General features: G+C 67.2%; 16 protein-coding genes. 13 read left to right on the forward strand and 3 right to left on the reverse strand.

The window, feature by feature from the left end; all coding sequences use genetic code 11:
• Nucleotides 1-3 precede the first annotated feature (3 nt).
• Both PDM28_RS08030 and galU read left to right on the forward strand, forming a co-directional pair.
• A complete protein-coding gene (locus PDM28_RS08030) occupies nucleotides 4-1911 on the forward strand; it encodes a polysaccharide biosynthesis protein (RefSeq protein ID WP_311184394.1) in 1908 nt (635 codons plus the stop codon).
• Nucleotides 1908-2798: a UTP--glucose-1-phosphate uridylyltransferase GalU gene (gene galU / locus PDM28_RS08035; protein WP_311184395.1), complete on the forward strand. Its 891-nt coding sequence runs from the start codon at nucleotides 1908-1910 to the stop codon at nucleotides 2796-2798. The genes PDM28_RS08030 and galU overlap by 4 nt, the downstream gene beginning before the upstream one ends.
• A gap of 69 nt (nucleotides 2799-2867) precedes the next feature.
• On the opposite strand, the gene PDM28_RS08040 is transcribed toward galU, so the two are convergent.
• Genes PDM28_RS08040 through PDM28_RS08050 form a run of 3 tightly spaced genes read right to left on the reverse strand, consistent with a single transcriptional unit; the run spans nucleotide 2868 to nucleotide 7154 of the window.
• Nucleotides 2868-4076 carry an acetyl-CoA C-acyltransferase gene (locus tag PDM28_RS08040; protein ID WP_102945614.1) on the reverse strand — a complete coding sequence of 403 codons (1209 nt, stop codon included), beginning with the start codon at nucleotides 4074-4076 and terminating at the stop codon, nucleotides 2868-2870.
• A 32-nt stretch (nucleotides 4077-4108) separates the two neighbouring features.
• Nucleotides 4109-6481: a 3-hydroxyacyl-CoA dehydrogenase/enoyl-CoA hydratase family protein gene (locus tag PDM28_RS08045; RefSeq protein ID WP_311184396.1), complete on the reverse strand. Its 2373-nt coding sequence runs from the start codon at nucleotides 6479-6481 to the stop codon at nucleotides 4109-4111.
• Nucleotides 6482-6500: 19 nt separating this feature from the next.
• On the reverse strand, nucleotides 6501-7154 hold the full coding sequence (locus tag PDM28_RS08050) for a TetR/AcrR family transcriptional regulator (RefSeq protein WP_102945612.1): 654 nt from the start codon (nucleotides 7152-7154) through the stop codon (nucleotides 6501-6503).
• A gap of 241 nt (nucleotides 7155-7395) precedes the next feature.
• Here PDM28_RS08050 and ndk point away from each other — a divergent pair, with 241 nt between their 5' ends.
• From ndk to guaB, 11 genes are all read left to right on the forward strand, one after another.
• Entirely contained in the window at nucleotides 7396-7821 is a 426-nt protein-coding gene (gene ndk, locus PDM28_RS08055) for a nucleoside-diphosphate kinase (protein WP_070207199.1), read from the forward strand.
• Nucleotides 7822-7831: 10 nt separating this feature from the next.
• Nucleotides 7832-9037, forward strand: coding sequence for a dual-specificity RNA methyltransferase RlmN (gene rlmN / locus PDM28_RS08060; protein ID WP_070207198.1), 1206 nt, complete (start codon nucleotides 7832-7834; stop codon nucleotides 9035-9037).
• A complete protein-coding gene (gene pilW, locus PDM28_RS08065; protein WP_311184397.1) occupies nucleotides 9024-9821 on the forward strand; it encodes a type IV pilus biogenesis/stability protein PilW in 798 nt (265 codons plus the stop codon). Before rlmN ends, pilW begins: the two co-directional genes overlap by 14 nt.
• A gap of 6 nt (nucleotides 9822-9827) precedes the next feature.
• On the forward strand, nucleotides 9828-10694 hold the full coding sequence (locus tag PDM28_RS08070) for a helix-turn-helix domain-containing protein (protein WP_311184398.1): 867 nt from the start codon (nucleotides 9828-9830) through the stop codon (nucleotides 10692-10694).
• Nucleotides 10695-10763: 69 nt separating this feature from the next.
• Nucleotides 10764-11402 (forward strand): YfgM family protein, encoded by a 639-nt coding sequence (locus tag PDM28_RS08075; protein WP_102945609.1) that lies wholly within the window; start codon nucleotides 10764-10766, stop codon nucleotides 11400-11402.
• Nucleotides 11402-12610 carry an outer membrane protein assembly factor BamB gene (bamB, locus tag PDM28_RS08080; RefSeq protein ID WP_102945608.1) on the forward strand — a complete coding sequence of 403 codons (1209 nt, stop codon included), beginning with the start codon at nucleotides 11402-11404 and terminating at the stop codon, nucleotides 12608-12610. The genes PDM28_RS08075 and bamB overlap by 1 nt, the downstream gene beginning before the upstream one ends.
• Before the next feature lie 12 nt (nucleotides 12611-12622).
• The gene (gene der, locus PDM28_RS08085) at nucleotides 12623-14020 is read left to right on the forward strand and encodes a ribosome biogenesis GTPase Der (protein ID WP_102945607.1); all 1398 of its coding nucleotides are present in this window, start codon (nucleotides 12623-12625) and stop codon (nucleotides 14018-14020) included.
• 120 nt (nucleotides 14021-14140) lie between these two features.
• The gene (gene moeB, locus PDM28_RS08090) at nucleotides 14141-15280 is read left to right on the forward strand and encodes a molybdopterin-synthase adenylyltransferase MoeB (protein ID WP_311184399.1); all 1140 of its coding nucleotides are present in this window, start codon (nucleotides 14141-14143) and stop codon (nucleotides 15278-15280) included.
• Between the two features lie 127 nt (nucleotides 15281-15407).
• Entirely contained in the window at nucleotides 15408-17234 is a 1827-nt protein-coding gene (locus PDM28_RS08095; protein WP_102945605.1) for a monovalent cation:proton antiporter-2 (CPA2) family protein, read from the forward strand.
• A 151-nt stretch (nucleotides 17235-17385) separates the two neighbouring features.
• On the forward strand, nucleotides 17386-18261 hold the full coding sequence (folD, locus tag PDM28_RS08100) for a bifunctional methylenetetrahydrofolate dehydrogenase/methenyltetrahydrofolate cyclohydrolase FolD (protein WP_070207190.1): 876 nt from the start codon (nucleotides 17386-17388) through the stop codon (nucleotides 18259-18261).
• A 99-nt stretch (nucleotides 18262-18360) separates the two neighbouring features.
• Complete coding sequence (gene guaB / locus PDM28_RS08105) at nucleotides 18361-19815, forward strand: IMP dehydrogenase (protein WP_070207203.1); 1455 nt, start codon at nucleotides 18361-18363, stop codon at nucleotides 19813-19815.
• The last annotated feature ends 101 nt before the right edge of the window (nucleotides 19816-19916 follow it).

Raw genomic sequence — 19916 nt, forward strand, 5'->3', positions numbered from 1 at the left:
TTTATGACGCCTTGGCTGGACCGCTTTACGAGTCTGCTCCCCCGTGCCGCCATCGTGGCCCACGACCTCTTCATGGTCTGGGCCTGCTGGCAGTTGCTGCATGCGGGCCGCTATTCGATGCTGGCCGACGCCCCTTCGCTTCCGCTCTGGAATATCGACACCACGCTGGTGCTGGCCATCCAGGCCGTCGTGTTCTGGCGGGTAGGCCTCTACCGGGGCCTGTGGCGGTTCGCCAGCGTGGCCGACCTGCTGCACATCTTCAAATCCAGCTTCATCGGCCTGCTGGCCATCGTCGTGGTGCTCGCTTACAAGCGCTTCAACGGCGTACCGATGTCGGTGCTGGTGATCTATCCGTTCGCGCTGTCGGCGCTGCTGGGTGCGCCACGCCTGCTGTACCGGGCATGGAAGGACTACCAGGCGCTGCAGTCCGACGCGAGCGCGCGCCGCGTGCTGATCCTGGGTGCCGGCCAGGCGGCCGAAGCCCTGGTCCGCGACCTGCGTCGCTCCGGTGATTTCGAACCGGTCGGCCTGCTCGACGACGCCCCGCACCTGCAGGGTGCCAAGCTGCAGGGCCTGCCGATCCTGGGCACGCTGGACGATGCCGCTGCCGTGGCACGCGAAACCGCCGCCAAGCTGCTGGTGATCGCCATTCCGTCGCTCGACGCGGCGGGCATGCAGCGCGTGGTGGCCCTGTGCGAGAGCACCGGCGTGCCGTTCCGGATGGTGCCCAAGCTCAACGACGTGCTGCTCGGCCATTCGCTGCCGGGTGAGCTCAAGGAAGTGGCGATCGAGGACCTGCTGGGGCGCAAGCCGATCCTGCCGGACTGGTCGCTGATCCGTAGCTGGCTGGGTGGCCGCACGGTGCTGGTCACCGGCGCCGGTGGCTCGATCGGCTCGGAACTGTGCCGCCAGTGCGCGCGGCACGGGGCAGGGCGGGTCGTGCTGCTGGAAATGAGTGAACTGCTGCTGCTGACCATCGAGGCCGAGCTGAAGCGCAGCTTCCCGGACCTGGTGGTGGAGGCGGTGCTGGGCGACTGCGGCGACCCGGCGGTGATCCGCCACGCGCTGTCGCTGTCCAGCGTCGACGCGGTGTTCCATGCGGCGGCCTACAAGCAGGTGCCGGTGCTGGAGCGCCAGCTGCGCGAAGCGGTCCGCAACAACATCCTCTCCACCGAGACGGTGGCGCGCGCCTGTGTCGAGGCGCGGATCGAGCATTTCGTGTTCATCTCCACCGACAAGGCGGTCGACCCGGTCAACGCGCTGGGCGCCAGCAAGCGCTACGCGGAGATGATCTGCCAGAGCCTGGACCAGAAGACCAGCCACACGCGCTTTGTCACCGTACGCTTCGGCAACGTGCTGGCCTCCGCCGGCAGCGTGGTCCCGGTATTCCGCGAACAGATCCTCAAGGGCGGCCCGGTCACGGTCACCGACCCGGAAGTAACCCGCTACTTCATGACCATCCCCGAAGCCTGCCAGCTGATCCTGCAGGCGGCGGCGTCGGCCTCGCATGGTGCGATCTACACCCTGGACATGGGCGAGCCGGTGCCGATCCGGGTGCTGGCCGAGCAGATGATTCGCCTGGCCGGCAAGCAGCCTTACAAGGACATCGCGATCGTCTATACGGGCCTGCGTCCGGGCGAGAAGCTGCACGAAACCCTGTTCTATTCGGACGAGGATTACCGGCCGACCGCGCACCCCAAGATCCTCGAAGCCGGCGTGCGCACTTTCGCCCGCGACCAGGTGCTGGGCAACGTGCCGCGCCTGCGCGAGGCGATCGCCAATTACGATACCGATGCCATCAACAGCATCCTCTTCGCGACCATGCCGGAATTCTCGCCGTTGCAACAGGAATCTCACGTCGAGTCGGCTAATGTGGTTCCCTTTCCGGCACGAGAGGCCAACAGGCTGTGACGAGCAAGCGCATTCGCAAGGCGGTTTTCCCGGTGGCAGGACTGGGTACCCGGTTCCTCCCCGCTACCAAGACGGTTCCCAAGGAAATGCTGCCGATCATCGATCGGCCGCTGATCCAGTACGCCGTCGATGAGGCGATCGAAGCAGGGTGCGACACCCTGATCTTCATCACCAACCGCTACAAGCATGCGGTGGCCGATTATTTCGACAAGGCCTACGAACTGGAGCAGAAGCTCGAGCGTGCCGGCAAGACCGAGCAGCTTGAACTGGTCCGGCACGTGCTGCCCAACGGCGTGCGCGCGATCTTCGTCACCCAGGCCGAAGCCCTGGGCCTGGGCCACGCGGTGCTGTGCGCCAAGGCCGTGATCGGCGATGAGCCGTTCGCGGTACTGCTGCCGGACGACCTGATCTGGAACCGCGGCGATGGTGCGCTCAAGCAGATGGCCGACCTCAACCAGGCTACCGGCGCCAGCGTGATCGCGGTCGAAGACGTGCCGCACGAGAACACCGCCAGCTATGGCATCGTCGCCACCGACGCGTTCGACGGCCGCAAGGGCCGCATTTCGCAGATCGTGGAGAAGCCCAAGCCGGCCGACGCACCGAGCGACCTGGCCGTGGTCGGGCGCTACGTGCTCAGCCCGAAGATCTTCGAGCTGCTGGAGTCCACCGGCACCGGTGCCGGCGGCGAGATCCAGCTGACCGACGCCATTGCCGAACTGCTCAAGACCGAGGAAGTGGACGCGTTCCGCTTCGAAGGCACCCGTTTCGACTGCGGTACCCACTTGGGACTGGTCGAGGCGACCATCCGCTTCGCACTGGAAAGCCACAAGCTGGGCAAGCCGGCACGCGAGAAGCTGGCACAGATGCTGGCCGACGACGAAGGGTAGGCAGTAGGTCCGGCCGCTGGCCGGACACATCAAAAAAGGGCGGCCATCAGGCCGCCCTTTTTTTTGCACTTACAGCGATTCGAAGATACCCGCAGCGCCCATGCCGGTGCCGATGCACATGGTGACCATGCCGTACTTCTGCTGGCGGCGGCGCAGGCCGTGCAGAAGGGTGGCGGTACGGATCGCGCCGGTCGCGCCCAGCGGGTGGCCCAGGGCGATGGCGCCGCCCAGCGGGTTGACCTTGGACGGATCCAGGCCGCAGTCGCGGATCACTGCCAGCGACTGCGCAGCGAAGGCTTCGTTGAGCTCGATCCAGTCCAGCTGGTCCTGGGTCAGGCCGGCCTGCTTGAGCGCCTTCGGAATGGCCGCGATCGGGCCGATGCCCATCACTTCCGGGCGCACGCCGGCGACCGAGAAGCTGACGAAGCGGGCCAGCGGCTTCAGGCCGTAGTCCTTCACCGCCTGCTCGGAGGCCAGCAGCACCGCACCGGCGCCGTCGCTCATCTGCGAGGAGTTGCCGGCGGTCACGGTGCCGCCGAACTGGCCGTTGCGGAACACCGGGCGCAGCTTGGCCAGGCCTTCTGCGGACGAATCCGGGCGCGGGCCTTCGTCGGTGTCGACGATGCGGTCGCGGGTGATGATGCGGCGGCCGTCGGCCAGGTCCGGCTGGCGGGTGCGCACATCGTACGGGCTGATCTCATCCTTGAACTCGCCGTTCTGGATCGCCGCGATGGCCTTCTGGTGCGAGGCCAGGGCGAAGGCGTCCTGCTCCTCGCGCGAGACCTTCCATTCCTCGGCGACCTTCTCGGCGGTGATGCCCATGCCGTAGGCAATGGCCACGTGGTCGTTGTCGAACACGCTCGGCGCCATGGCGATCTTGTTGCCCATCATCGGCACCATCGACATCGACTCGGTACCGCCGGCCAGCATCAGGTCGGCGTTGCCCAGGCGGATCTGGTCGGCGGCCATGGCCACGGCCTGCAGGCCGGAGGAGCAGAAGCGGTTGACCGTCTGCGCGGCGATGGTGTCCGGCAGGCCGGCCAGCAGCACGCCGATGCGGGCCACGTTCATGCCCTGCTCGGCTTCGGGCATGGCGCAGCCGATGATGGCGTCGTCGATGCGATTGACGTCGATGCCCGGGGCCTGCGCGACCACGGACTTGAGCACGTGCGCGAGCATGTCGTCGGGACGGGTATTGCGGAACACGCCCTTGGGCGCCTTGCCAACCGGGGTGCGGGTGGCGGCGACGATGTAGGCGTCCTGGATCTGCTTGGTCATTGTGGCGATCTCTTGAATGTGGTTCGGGCCGATCAGTTACGCAGCGGCTTGCCGGTCTTGAGCATGTGCGCGATGCGGGCCTGGGTCTTTTCCTGCTGGGCCAGTTCGACGAAGTGCTTGCGCTCCAGGGTCAGCAGCCACTCTTCGTCGACCAGGGTGCCGCGGTCGACTTCGCCACCACAAAGCACGGTGGCGATGCGCACGGCGATCTCGTAGTCGTACGGGCTGATGAAACGGCCTTCCAGCATGTTGACCAGCATCATCTTGAAGGTGGCGATACCCACGTCGCCGGCGACCTGGATGCGGCGGGCCGGCATCGGCGGACGGTAGCCGCCCTCGGCCAGCGCCTGCACTTCGGCCTTGGCGATGTACAGCGCCTCGAAGCTGTTGAACACGACCTTGTCGGTCGGGCGCATCAGGCCCAATTCCTTGGCGTTGACCGCCGAGTTGGAGACCTTGGCCATGGCCACGGTTTCGAAGGTCTTCTTCAGTTCGGCGAACACGTCGCCGCCCGGGCCGGCGGCCTGCGAGGCACGCACCGCCAGTTCCTTCAGGCCACCACCGGCCGGCAGCAGGCCAACGCCGGCCTCGACCAGGCCGATGTAGCTTTCCAGGGCCGCCACGCTCTTGGCGCTGTGCATCTGGAATTCGCAGCCACCGCCCAGGGCCAGGCCGCGCACGGCGGTCACCACCGGCACCAGCGAATACTTGATCGCCTGGCTGGTGCGCTGGAAGTTGTGCACCATCTCTTCGAACTGGTCGACCTTGCCGGCCTGCAGCAGGCCGAGCGCGCCGGCCAGGTCGGCACCGGCGGAGAAGGGCTCCTTCTGCTGCCAGATCACCAGGCCCTTGAAGCCCTGCTCGGCGCGCTTGATCGCTTCCTGCAGGCCGTTGAGCACGTGGTCGGACACGGTGTTCATCTTGGTCTTGAAGCTGACCACGGCAATGCCGTCGCCGTCGTGCCACATGCGCACGCCGTCGTTCTCGAACACGGTTTCGCCCGGGCTGAAGGTCTCGCCCAGCAGGGGATCCGGGAAGCGCTGGCGCTGGTACACCGGCAGCGCCGAGCGCGGCAGCTTGGCGTTGCGGGTCGGGCTGTAGCTGCCTTCGGCAGCGTGCACGCCGTCGCGGCCGTCGAACACCCAGTCCGGCAGCGGGGCATTGCTCATGCTCTTGCCGGCGACGATGTCATCGGCGATCCACTGCGCCACCTGCTTCCAGCCGGCGGCCTGCCAGGTTTCGAACGGGCCCAGCGACCAGCCGTAGCCCCAGCGGATGGCCAGGTCCACGTCGCGCGCGGTCTCGGCGATGTCGGCCAGGTGGTAGGCGCTGTAGTGGAACAGGTCGCGGAAGGTCGCCCACAGGAACTGTGCCTGCGGGTGCTGGCTTTCGCGCAGCTTGGCGAACTTCTCGGCCGGATTCTTGATCTTCAGGATCTCGACCACTTCAGGCGCGGCAGTGCGGTCGGCCGGACGGTAGTCCTGCTTCTCCACGTCCAGCACCACGATGTCCTTGCCGACCTTGCGGAAAATGCCGGCGCCGGTCTTCTGGCCGAGCGCGCCCTTGGCGATCAGCGCTTCGAGCCACTTCGGCGACTTGAAGAAGGCGTGCCACGGATCGTTGGGCAGGGTGTCGCCCATGGTCTTGATGACGTGGGCCATGGTGTCCAGGCCGACCACGTCGGAGGTGCGGTAGGTGGCCGACTTCGGGCGGCCGACCAGCGGGCCGGTCAGGCCGTCGACTTCGTCGAAGCCCAGGCCGAACTGCTCGGTGTGGTGGATGGTGGACAGGATCGAGAACACGCCGATGCGGTTGCCGATGAAGTTCGGGGTGTCCTTGGCGTACACCACGCCCTTGCCCAGGGTGGTGACCAGGAAGCTTTCCAGGCCTTCCAGCACGGCGGCGTCGGTGGTGCTGGCCGGGATCAGCTCGGCCAGGTGCATGTAGCGCGGCGGATTGAAGAAATGTACGCCGCAGAAGCGATGGCGCAGCTGCTCGGGCAGCACGTCGGCCAGCTTGTTGATGCCCAGGCCGGAGGTGTTGGAGGCCAGTACCGCGTGGTCGGCCACGAACGGCGCGATCTTCTTGTACAGGTCCTGCTTCCAGTCCATGCGTTCGGCGATGGCTTCGATGATCAGGTCGCAGTCGCGCAGCTGCTCCAGGCCGGTTTCATAGTTGGCCGGGGTGATCGCTTCGGCGTAGGACTTGCTGGCGAGCGGGGCAGGGCTCAACTTGCCGAGGTTGGCGATGGCCTTGAGCACGATGCCGTCGGCCGGACCTTCCTTGGCGGGCAGGTCGAACAGCACGGTGTCGACGCCGGCATTGGTCAGGTGGGCTGCGATCTGGGCGCCCATGACGCCGGCACCCAGCACGGCGGCGCGGCGGACTAGCAGGGAATTGGACATGTCGATAAGCCTTTTGGCGTTACGGGGTGGAAAGGGGGGCGTGGGTGGCCGCGCTGGCGCGGAAGCCAGCCTCGGCGAAATGGATCAGTTCCTGGGCTGCATGGGCACGATGCGCCGCTTCGGTGACACCGGCGGGACGCTTGATCAGCCCGAAGTCGGCCATCGCGTAGGTCAGCGCGCCGGCCAGGAAGTCCAGGCGCCAGTACAGCTCTTCCTTGCTCAGGCCCGGCACGCAGGCGGCGATGGCCTTGCCGAACTCGCGCAGCACGTGGCCGTAGTGGTCGGAGAGGAACTTGCGCAGGTTGTCGTTCTTTTCCGCATAGGCGCGGGCGATGACGCGGACGAAGGCGCCGCCGGTCTGGCGGTCCTGGGCCATGGCAAGCGCGGGTTCGACGAACGCGGCCAGCACCGGGCGCAGCTGGCCCGGGTGCTCGCGGCGGGCGGCCTCCAGCTGGGCCAGGCGCGCGGCGGTCATTTCGTCCATGCGGCGGCGGAACACCTCGTTGACCAGGTTTTCCTTGGAGCCGAAGTGGTAGTTGACCGCCGCGATGTTCACGTCGGCCTGGCTGGTGACCTGGCGCAGCGAGGTCCCGGCGAACCCGTGCAGGGCGAACAGCTCCTCGGCGGCGCCGAGAATGCGGTCCTTGGTGGAGAAATGGGCGGGCTTGGCCATGGTCGGGGCAGGGTTCAATCAAACGATTGTTTGATATTAGACCCAGCGCCGTGCGGCTGCATTGTGCGGCGCAGCAGAACGGTTGCCGGGCGGTCATCCAGATGAATGCGGCACGTTGTATCCGGCCGCCGGGACGCTGTAGAATTGACGCACGTATATCAGGCTAAGCCCGCGTTTTGACGCGGGTTTTTTTCATGTTACTCTCGGGCCGATCAGTGGCCCGCCCAACGGAGAACTTCCCATGGCGCTGGAGCGCACCCTTTCCATCATCAAGCCGGACGCCGTCGCCAAGAACGTCATCGGTGAAATCTACGCCCGCTTCGAAAAGGCTGGCCTGAAGGTCGTGGCTGCCAAGTACAAGCAGCTGTCGCGCCGCGAAGCCGAAGGCTTCTACGCCGTGCACCGCGAGCGTCCGTTCTTCAACGCGCTGGTCGAGTTCATGATCTCCGGCCCGGTGATGATCCAGGCCCTGGAAGGCGAGAACGCCGTGCTGGCCCACCGCGACCTGCTGGGCGCCACCAATCCGAAGGACGCTGCGCCGGGCACCATCCGCGCCGACTTCGCCGATTCCATCGATGCCAATGCCGCCCACGGCTCGGACTCGGTCGAGAACGCCGCGATTGAAATCGCGTACTTCTTCGCCGCGACCGACGTGGTCTCGCGCTGAGAGTAATGCCGTGAACGAGGTCGTACAGCCCACCGCCATCCCCATCGTGCTCGCCGAAGGCGCGCCGGTGGCCAAGCAGAACCTGCTCGACCTCGATCGCGCGGGCCTGGAGCGCTTCTTCGCCGAGACCCTCGGCGAAGCGCGCTACCGTGCCCACCAGGTGATGAAGTGGATCCACCACCACTACGTCACCGACTTCGATGAAATGACCGACCTGGGCAAGGCGCTGCGCGCCAAGCTGCACCAGCATGCCGAGGTCCGCGTTCCCAACATCGTGTTCGACAAGCCGTCTGCCGACGGGACCCACAAGTGGCTGCTGGCCATGGGCACCGACGGCAAGAACGCGATCGAAGCGGTGTACATCCCGGACAAGAACCGCGGCACGCTGTGCGTGTCCTCGCAGGTCGGCTGCGCGCTGAACTGCACGTTCTGTTCGACCGCCACCCAGGGCTTCAACCGCAATCTTTCCACCGCCGAGATCATCGGCCAGGTGTGGGTTGCCGCGCGCCACCTGGGCAACATCCCGCACAAGCAGCGTCGCCTCACCAACGTGGTGATGATGGGCATGGGCGAGCCGTTGATGAATTTCGACAACGTCGTGCGTGCCATGAGCGTGATGCGCGACGACCTGGGCTACGGCCTGGCCAACAAGCGGGTGACCCTGTCGACCTCCGGCCTGGTGCCACAGATCGACCGTCTCTCGGCCGAAAGCGATGTGTCGCTGGCGGTGTCGCTGCACGCACCCAACGATGCGCTGCGCGAGACCCTGGTCCCGCTCAACAAGAAGTACCCGATCGTCGAGCTGATGGCCTCGTGCGCGCGCTACCTGCGCGCCAACAAGCGCCGCGAATCGGTGACCTTCGAATACACCCTGATGAAGGGCATCAATGACCAGCCCGAACACGCCCGCCAGCTGGCGCGCCTGATGCGCCAGTTCGACAACGCGGTGCAGGCCTCGCACTCGGGCAAGGTCAACCTGATTCCGTTCAATCCGTTCCCGGGCACGCGCTACGAGCGCTCCGGCGATGCGGAGATCCGTGCCTTCCAGAAGATCCTGCTCGACCAGCAGGTGCTGACCATGGTGCGGCGTACCCGTGGCGACGACATCGACGCCGCCTGTGGGCAGCTCAAGGGCCAGGTGATGGACCGTACGCGCCGCCAGGCCGAGTTCAACAAGACGCTCCAGGACGGGAAAAACCGGGATGCCGCTGCCTGACCTTCGATTGCCAGCCGTTGTTTTCGTCGCGCTGGCATTCGCTGGCTGTGGCAGCAAAGGCGTCAAACCCATCAGTGCGCCGCTGGGCATCGCCCCGGAGTACGTGGCCCGTGACAGCGCCGACACCCGGCGCCGGTTCAACTACCAGGACCAGCTGACGCTGGCCGCCGAGGCCTTCCGTGCCGGCCAGCCGGACGTGGCCGAAAAGCGCGCACGCAGCGCGCTCAAGCTCGACCCGGGCCAGCCCGACGCCTACATCCTGCTCGCTGCCCTGGCCAACCAGCGCGGCGCGGTGGCCGAGGCCGGTCCGCTGTTCCAGAAGGCGGCCGAGCTGGCGCCGCAGAGCGGGGACGTGCTGAACAACTACGGTGCCTGGCTGTGCGGGCAGGGGCGAGCCGCCGAGGCGCTGCCGCTGTTCGACCGCGCCGTGGTTGCGCCGGGTTATCGCACCCCGGCTGCCGCGCTTGCCAACGCCGGCGGCTGCGCGCTGGACGCCGGGCAGCCGGAACGGGCCGTGCGTGACCTGCGCAAGGCGCTGGTGCTGGAACCCGGCAACGCCTACGCGCTGGAATCCATGGCGCGCAACGAGTACGCGCAGTCGCGTTATTTCGAGGCCCGCGCCTTCGTGCAACGGCGTCTCGCGGCTGCACCGGCCACACGTTCCGTGTTACAACTTGCCTCTCAAATCGAGGCGCAGCTTGGTGACACAGTGGCATCCGGTCGCTATCTGCAGCGAATTCGCGACGAATTTCCGCAGGATGCGGCTCCTAATTCCCGGGGTTGAAGCATTGTGATTGATGACCAGACTGTGAACGCGCTTGATACCGCTGCCGGCTGTGGGGCTCGCCTCCGCCAGGCGCGGGAAGCGGCAGGGATGACGCTGGAGGACGTGGGTCCGAAGCTGCGCATGCCGGTCCAGGTGGTGAAGTCGCTGGAAGCCGAGCAGTGGGACCGCCTCGGCGCGCCGGTGTTCGTGCGCGGCCAGCTCAAGAGCTACGCCCGCCTGCTCAACGTCGACCTGGGCGATGTGCTGGACCAGGCCCGGATCGGGCCGGTGGTGCCGCCGCAGCTGGTCAGCCATACGCATACCCCGCGGGCCCGGCGCATCGCCGAGAACCTCGGTCGCCGTGCCCTGTACGTGGGCATCACCGCGGTGCTGGCGGTGCCGGTGTGGTTCGCCACGCGCGGCCATTTCGACAGTGCGTCCACCGCGCCGGCGACCGCTTCGCTGGACGTGATTCCGGCCGCGGTTCCGGTGGCCGGCTCGTCCCCGCCGGCCGCCCCGGCCGCGTCCGCGGCGACGCCTGCCGCGGCACCGGCCGCGCCTTCGGCACCGTACCTTGCCTCGCTCACCCCGGTGCCGAGACCGGCCACCGCCGCCCCGGCCCCGGCCGGCGCGCTGACCCTGCAGTTCAAGGGCGACAGCTGGGTCGACATTGCCGGTCCCGACGGCGCGACCGTCGAGAAGGCCCTGATCAAATCCGGCGAAACCCGCACCTTCAGCCCCGGCCAGGTGGCCCGCATGGTGCTGGGCAATGCCTCGGCGGTCGAGGTTCAGCAGGCCGGCACTATCGTCGACCTTTCGCCGTACCAGCGAGCCAACGTGGCGCGCTTTACGGTATCCTCTGACGGCTCCGTGGCTCCGGTTTCACACTGAGCCGCGTTTCCGCTGTTTCGACAGTCCAATTCAAACAGTCCCTCCTGACCGGCAGGGGCGAGAGTACGCATGGCGATCGACGACCTGCTCGACGAGCACGAACAAAGTGAACGCGTCCGCAGCTGGCTGCGGAACAATGGTGTGAGCATCATCGCCGGCGTGGCGATCGCCATCGGCGGCATTGCTGGCTGGCAGTGGTGGCAGAAGGAACAGGGCAACCACCTGTCCATGGCCAACGCCGAGTACCAGGTGGTGCTCAAGCAGCTGCAGGACAACAAGCTGGATGACGCGGCCAAGGGCATCAAGGCCCTGGACGGCGGCAAGGCCAGCGTCTATGCCGACCTGGCTGCGCTGCAGCTGGCCAAGGCGCAGGTCGACGCCGGCAAGAACGAAGAGGCCCTGGCCACCCTGCGTGCGATCCAGGCCAGCCCCGAACTCAAACCCGCGATCGACCAGCGCATCGCGCGCCTGTTGATCGCCACCGGCAAGCAGGATGAAGCCATCAAGCTGCTGGGCGATGCGACCGACAGTGCCAGCCTGGAAATCCATGGCGACGCGCTGATTGCATCGGGCAAGCGCGACGAAGCCCGCGGGCTGTATGAGAAGGCGCTCAAGACGCTGGACGTGGCAGCGCCGCAGCGGCGTGTTCTGGAAACCAAGGTGATGGATGCCGGTGGCACCGTCGCCGAGCCCGCGGAGTCGGTGTAATGAAGCAGATGGTCATGATCAAGCGCGTTGCCACCCTGGTCCTGATGGGCGTGGCGCTGTCCGGCTGCAGCACCGTCAAGGGCTGGTTCGCGGGCAAGGACGCAGAGGCCAAGAAGGCGCTGGAACCGGCTGAGCTGGTCAAGTTCGAGCCGACCGTGAAGGTCGACAAGGTCTGGAGCACCAACCTGGGCAAGGGCGAGAAGCGCATTGGCGTCCGCCAGGGTCCGGTCGTGGCCGACGGCCGCGTGTTCGCGGCGGCCATCACCGGCGGCGTGCATGCGCTGGACCTTCAGACCGGCAAGACTGTGTGGACCTACGAGCCGGCCAAGGTCAAGAAGCAGCCCAAGCTGCGCCTGTCCGGTGGCCCCGGCGTCGGCGAAGGCCTGGTGGTGATCGGTACGCTGGATGGCCAGGTGATCGCGCTGGACGCCAACGACGGCACCGAAAAGTGGCGCGCCAAGGTCCCCGGTGAAGTGATTTCCGCCCCGGCCGTCGGCCAGGGCATCGTGTTCGTGCGCAGCAACGATGGCCGGGTGACCGCCTTCGATGCCGGCAACGGCACCCAGAAGTGGTTCAACCCGCGCGAACTGCCTGCGCTGACCGTGCGCGGCAACGCGCCGGTGGTGGCCGGCCCGGGCGTGCTGTTCATCGGCAACGATGACGGCAGCGTGGCCGCGCTGGCCATGCAGGACGGTCGCACCGTGTGGGACCAGATGGTCGCCAACGGCGAAGGCCGTACCGAGCTGGAGCGCATGTCCGACGTGGACGGTGCCCCGGTGCTGGAAGGCAACACCCTGTTCGTGAGCAGCTTCAAGAACCAGACCATGGCGATCGAAGGCCCGACCGGCCGTCCGCTGTGGGCACGCGATCATGGCGGCGCCGGTGGCGTGGCCCTGACCTCGGGCAATGTGTTCGTCACCGACAACAAGGGTGGCGTGTTCGGCCTGGACAAGACCAGTGGCACGGCCATGTGGTCGCAGACCGGGCTGGCCCGCCGCTCGCTGACCGGGCCGGTGGTGCAGGGCGATTACGTTGTAGTCGGTGACTACAAGGGCTACCTGCACTGGCTGCGCACCGACAACGGCGAATTCGCCGGGCGCGCCAAGAGTGGCGGCGATGCCCTGCTGGCGCAGCCAGTGGTCGCCGATGGGATTCTGCTGGTGCAGAACGTTGATGGAAAGCTGACCGCGTTCCGGTTGGCACAATAAGGAGTTACCGCGATGCTGCCCTTGGTCGCCCTGGTTGGACGGCCGAATGTCGGCAAGTCCACCATTTTCAATGCGCTGACCCGTACCCGTGACGCCCTGGTCCATGACCAGCCCGGCGTCACCCGGGACCGCAACTATGGTGTCTGCCGTCTCGACGAGGACAATCATTTCCTCGTCGTCGACACGGGCGGTATCGCGGAAGAGGAAGAGGGCCTGGCTGGTGCGACCGCACGCCAGGCCCGCGCCGCTGCTGCCGAAGCCGACCTGATCCTGTTCGTGGTCGATGCCCGTGACGGCACCTCGGCGTTGGATGACGAGATCCTGTCGTGGCTGCGCAAGCTGTCGCGGCCGACCCTGCTGCTGATCAACAAGATCGACGGCACCAACGAAGACAACGTCCGCTCCGAGTTCGCCCGTTACGGCTTCAGCGAAATGCTGACCGTGTCGGCGGCGCATCGCCAGGGCCTGGACGATCTGCTCGAGGAAGTTGTCCAGCGCCTGCCGGAAGAGGGCAGCGCCGAAGAGATGGACAACGATCCGGCCCGGATGCGCATCGCCTTCGTCGGCCGCCCCAACGTGGGCAAGTCGACCCTGGTCAACCGCATCCTCGGCGAGGAGCGGATGATCGCGTCCGAAGTGCCGGGCACCACCCGCGACTCGATCGCGGTGGACCTGGAGCGCGACGGCCGCCAGTATCGCCTGATCGACACCGCCGGCCTGCGCCGCAAGGGGCGTGTCGAAGAGGTGGTCGAGAAGTTCAGCGTGATCAAGACCCTGCAGGCCATCGAGCAGTGCCAGGTAGCCGTGCTGATGCTCGACGCCGGCGAAGGCGTGACCGACCAGGACGCCAGCGTGCTGGGCGCGGTGCTCGATGCCGGGCGTGCGCTGGTGGTGGCGATCAACAAGTGGGACGGGCTGACCGACTACCAGCGCGAGCAGGCCGAAACCCTGGTGTCGCGCAAGCTCGGCTTCGTGCCGTGGGCGGAAACCGTGCGCATCTCGGCCAAGCATGGCTCGGGCCTGCGCGAGCTGTTCCGTGCGATCCACCAGGCGCATGCCTCGGCCACGCATGAGTTCAGCACCAGCGAAGTCAACAAGGCGCTGGAAATCGCCTACGAGACCAACCCGCCGCCGGCGGTGCGTGGCCACGTGTCCAAGCTGCGTTACGTGCACCCGGGCGGTTCCAACCCGCCGACCTTCATCGTGCACGGCACCCGCCTGAAGGAACTGCCGGAGTCGTACAAGCGCTACCTCGAGAACTTCTTCCGCAAGCGCTTCAAGCTGATCGGCACGCCGGTGCAGTTCATCTTCCGCGAGGGTACCAACCCGTACGAAGGCAAGAAGAACCAGCTGACCGAGCGCCAGATCGCCAAGAAGAAGCGCCTGATCCGCCACGTAAAGGGCCGCTGACGCGACTCCGGATACGGCGATCCCGGTAGAGCCACGCCCTGCGTGGCTTCGCGGCGTCCGAACGTACGACAGCCACGCAGAGCGTGGCTCTACCGTCCGGGCGCGCGCGATAATGTGGCCATGAGCGCCATTCTCGAGATCACCCCCGAACACGCCCACCAACGCGCCCTCCACGGCGCGCTGCTGATCGACGTGCGCGAAGCGCACGAGCGCGCCACCGGCATGGCCGAAGGCGCGCGGGGTATCGCGCAGGGCGACCTCCAGGCCGAGCCCACCGCGCACCTCCCGGCACTCGACCGCGAGATCCTGCTGATCTGCCAGAGCGGCAAGCGCTCGCTCGACACGGCAACGGCCCTGCACGACCTCGGCTACACCCGCATCGCCTCGGTCCACGGCGGCACCACCGCCTGGCGCGCCGCCGGCCTGCCACTGGTGCAACCGCTGCAGAGCGATGACGAACGCGACTTCAACGAACGCTACTCGCGCCACCTGCTGCTGCCCCAGGTCGGCGTGGCCGGCCAGCAGGCGCTGCTGGGCGCGCGCGTGCTGCTGCTCGGCGCCGGGGGCCTCGGCTCGCCCGCCGCCTTCTACCTGGCCGCTGCCGGGGTAGGGCACCTGCGCATCGCCGACGACGACGTCGTCGACCGCAGCAACCTGCACCGGCAGATCCTGCACACCGACGCCAGCGTCGGCCAGCCCAAGGTGCTGTCGGCGCGGGAACGACTGCTGGCGCTCAATCCACGCCTGGACGTGGACGCCGTGCAGGCGCGCGTCACCTCGGACAACATCGACGCCCTGCTGGAAGGCGTGGACGTGGTGCTGGACGGCTCGGACAACTTCCCGCTGCGCTACCTGCTCAACGATGCGTGCATCAAGCACGGCATACCGCTGGTGTATGGCGCGGTGGAGCGCTTCACCGGCCAGGTGTCGGTGTTCGATGCCGGCCGCCAGCGCGGCCACGCACCGTGTTACCGCTGCCTGTTCCCGGAACCACCCCCGCCGGAGTTCGCGCCCAACTGCGCCGAAGCCGGCGTGCTCGGCGTGCTGCCGGGCATGGTCGGCCTGCTGCAGGCCACCGAAGTGCTCAAGCTGCTGCTGGGCATCGGCGAGCCGCTCGTCGGCCGGTTGTTGACCTTCGATGCGCTGGCAATGCGCTTCCGCGAAATCCGGCTGGCGCCGGACCCGGCGTGCCCGGTATGTGCGCCGGGGCAGGCGTTCCCCGGATACATCGACTACACGGCGTTTTGCAGTAGCAGTTAGTGGAATGACCTGGCGCTTTTATGGCCTATCGTTCCATTCCCGGCACGATCCTGCGCACCGGCGTGCTATGTCCCTGCGTCAACTTGTCCTATCGTGACGGCTGATCGGATTTACAGGGAACAACCGCATGGCGGTGGAAGCAGGTGCCAGTGAACTGGTGAAGGTAGTCGCCCTGCTGGGTGCGGCCGTGGTGATGGTGCCGCTGTTCCGCCGGCTGGGACTGGGCTCGGTGCTGGGCTACTTCGCCGCCGGCCTGGCGATCGGACCGTTCGGCTTCGGCTGGTTCTCCGACCCACAGGCGATCCTGCATACCGCCGAACTCGGCGTGGTGATGTTCCTGTTCGTGATCGGACTGGAAATGCGTCCTTCGCACCTGTGGAGCCTGCGCACCGAAATCTTCGGCCTGGGCACCCTGCAGATCGTGGTCTGCGGTGCGGTGCTCACCGGCGTGTGCATGCTGTTCGGCTTCCCGCTGCCGGTGGCCTTCATCGGCGCGGCCGGTTTCGTGCTGACCTCCACCGCGGTGGTGATGCAGCTGCTGGCCGAGCGCGGCGACATCGCGCTGCCCTCGGGGCAGAAGATCGTCTCGATCCTGCTGTTCGAAGACCTGCTGATCGTGCCGCTGCTGGCCGTGGTGGCGTTCATGGCGCCGGTGCAGGCCGACGCCGGCGCGGGTTCGCGCTGGCTCAGCGTGGCCATTGCCGCCGGCGCGATCATCGGCCTGGTGCTGGTGGGGCGCTTCCTGCTCAACCCGCTGTTCCGCATCCTGGCGGCGGCCAAGGCGCGTGAGGTGATGACCGCCGCCGCACTGCTTGTGGTGCTGGGTGCGGCGCTGCTGATGCAACTGGGCGGCCTCTCGATGGCAATGGGCGCGTTCCTCGCCGGCGTGCTGCTGAGCGAGTCGACCTTCCGCCACCAGATCGAAGCGGATATCGAGCCGTTCCGCGGCATCCTGCTCGGCCTGTTCTTCCTCAGCGTGGGCATGGCGCTGGACCTGACCGTGGTCGCCAACAACTGGCCGCTGATCGTGTCCGGCGTGCTGGCGCTGATGCTGGCCAAGGCGGTCTGCATCTACACCGTGGCGCGCCTGCTGGGCAGCGACCACCGCCAGGCGCTGGACCGTGGCGTGGTGATGGCGCAGGGCGGCGAGTTCGCGTTCGTGCTGTTCTCGGCCGCGGCCACCGCGGGGGTGATCGGGGTGGAGGTCAATGCCAACCTGACCGCCATCGTGGTCCTCTCGATGGCGCTGACCCCGCTGTTCGTGCTGCTGCACGACAGGTTGATGCCGGCGCGCGAAGTGTCGCTGGAAGGGGTGGACACCGCCGAGGGCATGTCCGGCAGCGTGCTGATGATCGGTTTCGGTCGTTTCGGCCAGGTCGCCAGCCAGTCGCTGCTGGCGCGCGACGTGGACGTGACCATCATCGACAACGACGTGGACATGATCCACAACGCCGAGCGCTTCGGCTTCAAGATTTATTACGGTGATGGCACCCGCCTGGACGTGCTGCATGCGTCCGGCGCCGCCACTGCGCGTGCGATTGCGATCTGCGTCAACAGCGACGTCGACGCCGACCGCATCGTGGAACTGGCGAAACACGAATTCCCGCAGGCCAAGCTGCTGGTGCGTTCGTTCGACCGCGAACATTCGCTGCGCCTGATCCATGCGGGCGTCGACTATCAGATCCGCGAAACCTTCGAATCGGCCCTGCAGTTCGGCCAGGCCGCATTGATGGAGCTCGGCGCCGACGCCGACGACGCACGCGAGATCGCCGAACAGATCCGCGAGCGCGACGCCGAGCGTTTCGAACTGGAAATGGCCGGTGGCGACCTGCGTGCGGGCGCCCACATGGTGTTCGGCAGCGCGCTGCCCGGCGTGCCGACCCCGACGCCGTTCACCGCGCCAAAGCGCAAGGCGCGCACCCTCAACGCCGACGAAGTCCCCGACGAAGAGTAGTGCCGGCCGCCGGCCGGCTCCTCGCATTACCTTCCGGCAGCCCGAAGAGCCGGCCAGCGGCCGGCACTACCGGCGGTCGCTGGCCCGCAGGTGTTCGGCATCCCGCTAATGAAGGACAATACGCTCCCCGCCGCCCCACGCCGCACGCCCGATGACCGACTCCGCCGCCCCCCATTCCGCCCGCATCCTGGACGGACGCCGCATCGCCGAAGACCTGCTGGACAGCCTGAAGGTGCGCGTGGACGCCCGCCTGGCCGCCGGTGGCAGCCGGCCGGGGCTGGCCGTGGTGCTGGTCGGCGGCGACCCGGCTTCGACCGTGTACGTGCGCAACAAGCGCCGCGCGGCCGAGAAGGTCGGCATCGAAGCGTTCGACTATGACCTGCCGGCCGGCACCAGCGAAGCCCAGCTGCTGACCCTGATCGACCAGCTCAATGCCGACCCGAAGATCCACGGCATCCTGGTGCAGCTGCCGCTGCCGGGCATTCCCGACGCCAGCCGCCTGATCCACCGGATCGACCCGCGCAAGGACGTGGACGGCTTCCATCCGGAAAACGTCGGCCACCTGGCGCTGCGCGAATTCGGCCTGCGCCCGTGCACCCCGCGCGGCATCACCACGCTGCTCGGCCATACCGACCAGCCGGTGCGCGGCCGCAACGCCACCATCGTCGGCGTGAGCAACCACGTGGGCCGGCCGATGGGCCTGGAACTGCTGATCGCCGGCTGCACGGTGACCAGCTGCCACAAGTTCACCCCCAAGGACGTGCTGGAGCAGTCGGTGCGCAACGCCGACATCCTGGTGGTCGCGGTGGGCCGCCCGGGGATCGTGCCGGGCGAGTGGGTCAAGCCGGGCGCGGTGGTGATCGACGTGGGCATCAACCGCCTGGACGACGGCCGCCTGGTCGGCGACGTGGGCTTCGACGCGGCCGCGCAGCGCGCCAGCTGGATCACCCCGGTGCCGGGTGGGGTAGGGCCGATGACCGTGGCCACCCTGATGCAGAATACGATTGAGGCCGCCGAAGCGTCCTGAATGGCGACACGCGGCGCGACACAGCGTCGCATCTGGCCCCTGCCCATCGGGGCCAAATCAGGGTAAAATGTCGCGCTTCCCCACATCTCGGGTATGCCGATGCTGCGCATCCAGGCTGAAGCACTGACTTACGACGACGTCTCGCTCGTCCCCGCCCATTCGACCATCCTGCCCAAGGACGTCACCCTGGAGACGCGCCTGACGCGTGACCTGCGGTTGAAGTTGCCGATCCTTTCGGCTGCCATGGACACCGTTACCGAAGCCCGCCTGGCGATCGCCATGGCCCAGCTCGGCGGCATGGGCATCATCCACAAGAACCTGAGCGTGGAGCAGCAGGCCGCTGAAGTGGCCAAGGTCAAGAAGTTCGAGGCCGGCGTCATCCGCGACCCGATCACGGTCGGTCCGGAAACCACCATCCGCGACGTGCTGGCCCTGACCCAGGCGCGCAACATCTCCGGCGTGCCGGTGGTCGACGGCGGCCAGCTGGTCGGCATCGTGACCCACCGCGACATGCGCTTCGAGACCGAGCTGGACGATCCGGTCCGCCACATCATGACCAAGAAGGATCGCCTGATCACGGTCAAGGAAGGCGCTGCGTCCGACGAAGTCCTGCAGCTGCTGCACCGCAACCGCATCGAAAAGATCCTGGTGGTCAACGATGATTTCGCCCTGCGCGGCCTGATCACCGTCAAGGACATCCAGAAGAACACCGATTACCCGAACGCCGCCAAGGACATCGCGACCCGCCTGCTGGTCGGCGCGGCCGTTGGCGTGGGCGGCGACACCGACCGTCGCGTCGAAGCGCTGGTCGCGGCCGGCGTCGATGTGCTGGTGGTGGACACCGCGCACGGCCACTCGCAGGGCGTGCTGGACCGCGTCAGCTGGGTCAAGAAGCACTTCCCGCAGGTGCAGGTCGTCGGCGGCAACATCTGCACCGGCGAAGCGGCCCTGGCGCTGCTGGACAGCGGCGCGGACGCGGTCAAGGTCGGCATCGGCCCGGGCTCGATCTGCACCACCCGCGTGGTCGCCGGTGTCGGCGTGCCGCAGGTCACCGCGATCGACCTGGTCGCCGAAGCGCTGCAGGACCGCATCCCGCTGATCGCCGACGGTGGCATCCGCTACTCCGGCGACATCGGCAAGGCGCTGGCTGCCGGTGCCTCGACCATCATGATCGGTGGCCTGCTGGCCGGTACCGAGGAATCGCCGGGTGAAACCGAGCTGTTCCAGGGTCGTTCGTACAAGAGCTACCGCGGCATGGGCTCGCTGGCGGCGATGGAGAAGGGGTCCAAGGACCGCTACTTCCAGGACGCGTCCAGCGCCGACAAGCTGGTTCCCGAAGGCATCGAAGGCCGCGTGCCGTATCGCGGCCCGGTCGGCGGCATCATCCACCAGCTGATGGGCGGCCTGCGCGCCACCATGGGCTACGTGGGCTGCGGCACCATCGAAGACATGCGCAGCAAGCCGAAGTTCGTCAAGATCAGCGGCGCCGGCCAGCGTGAGAGCCACGTCCACGACGTGCAGATCACCAAAGAGCCGCCGAACTACCGCGCTTGATGCGGAGGGGCAGAGAGGAACGAGGAAGCTGATTCCCGTTCCTCTTTCTCTATCTGCCATCGAATTTTGTTTCTGAGATTTTCCACCTGTTCTTTCCGGGC

Source organism: Stenotrophomonas aracearum (assembly GCF_031834615.1).
GTDB lineage: Bacteria > Pseudomonadota > Gammaproteobacteria > Xanthomonadales > Xanthomonadaceae > Stenotrophomonas > Stenotrophomonas aracearum.

Bases quoted from the DNA above. Each gene is read 5' to 3' on its own strand.
- PDM28_RS08030 (WP_311184394.1), top strand. From the start codon at position 4: ATGACGCCTTGGCTGGACCGCTTTACGAGTCTGCTCCCCCGTGCCGCC.
- PDM28_RS08040 (WP_102945614.1), bottom strand. From the start codon at position 4,076: ATGACCAAGCAGATCCAGGACGCCTACATCGTCGCCGCCACCCGCACC.
- PDM28_RS08045 (WP_311184396.1), bottom strand. From the start codon at position 6,481: ATGTCCAATTCCCTGCTAGTCCGCCGCGCCGCCGTGCTGGGTGCCGGC.
- PDM28_RS08050 (WP_102945612.1), bottom strand. From the start codon at position 7,154: ATGGCCAAGCCCGCCCATTTCTCCACCAAGGACCGCATTCTCGGCGCC.
- ndk (WP_070207199.1), top strand. From the start codon at position 7,396: ATGGCGCTGGAGCGCACCCTTTCCATCATCAAGCCGGACGCCGTCGCC.
- pilW (WP_311184397.1), top strand. From the start codon at position 9,024: ATGCCGCTGCCTGACCTTCGATTGCCAGCCGTTGTTTTCGTCGCGCTG.
- PDM28_RS08075 (WP_102945609.1), top strand. From the start codon at position 10,764: ATGGCGATCGACGACCTGCTCGACGAGCACGAACAAAGTGAACGCGTC.
- bamB (WP_102945608.1), top strand. From the start codon at position 11,402: ATGAAGCAGATGGTCATGATCAAGCGCGTTGCCACCCTGGTCCTGATG.
- der (WP_102945607.1), top strand. From the start codon at position 12,623: ATGCTGCCCTTGGTCGCCCTGGTTGGACGGCCGAATGTCGGCAAGTCC.
- moeB (WP_311184399.1), top strand. From the start codon at position 14,141: ATGAGCGCCATTCTCGAGATCACCCCCGAACACGCCCACCAACGCGCC.
- PDM28_RS08095 (WP_102945605.1), top strand. From the start codon at position 15,408: ATGGCGGTGGAAGCAGGTGCCAGTGAACTGGTGAAGGTAGTCGCCCTG.
- folD (WP_070207190.1), top strand. From the start codon at position 17,386: ATGACCGACTCCGCCGCCCCCCATTCCGCCCGCATCCTGGACGGACGC.
- guaB (WP_070207203.1), top strand. From the start codon at position 18,361: ATGCTGCGCATCCAGGCTGAAGCACTGACTTACGACGACGTCTCGCTC.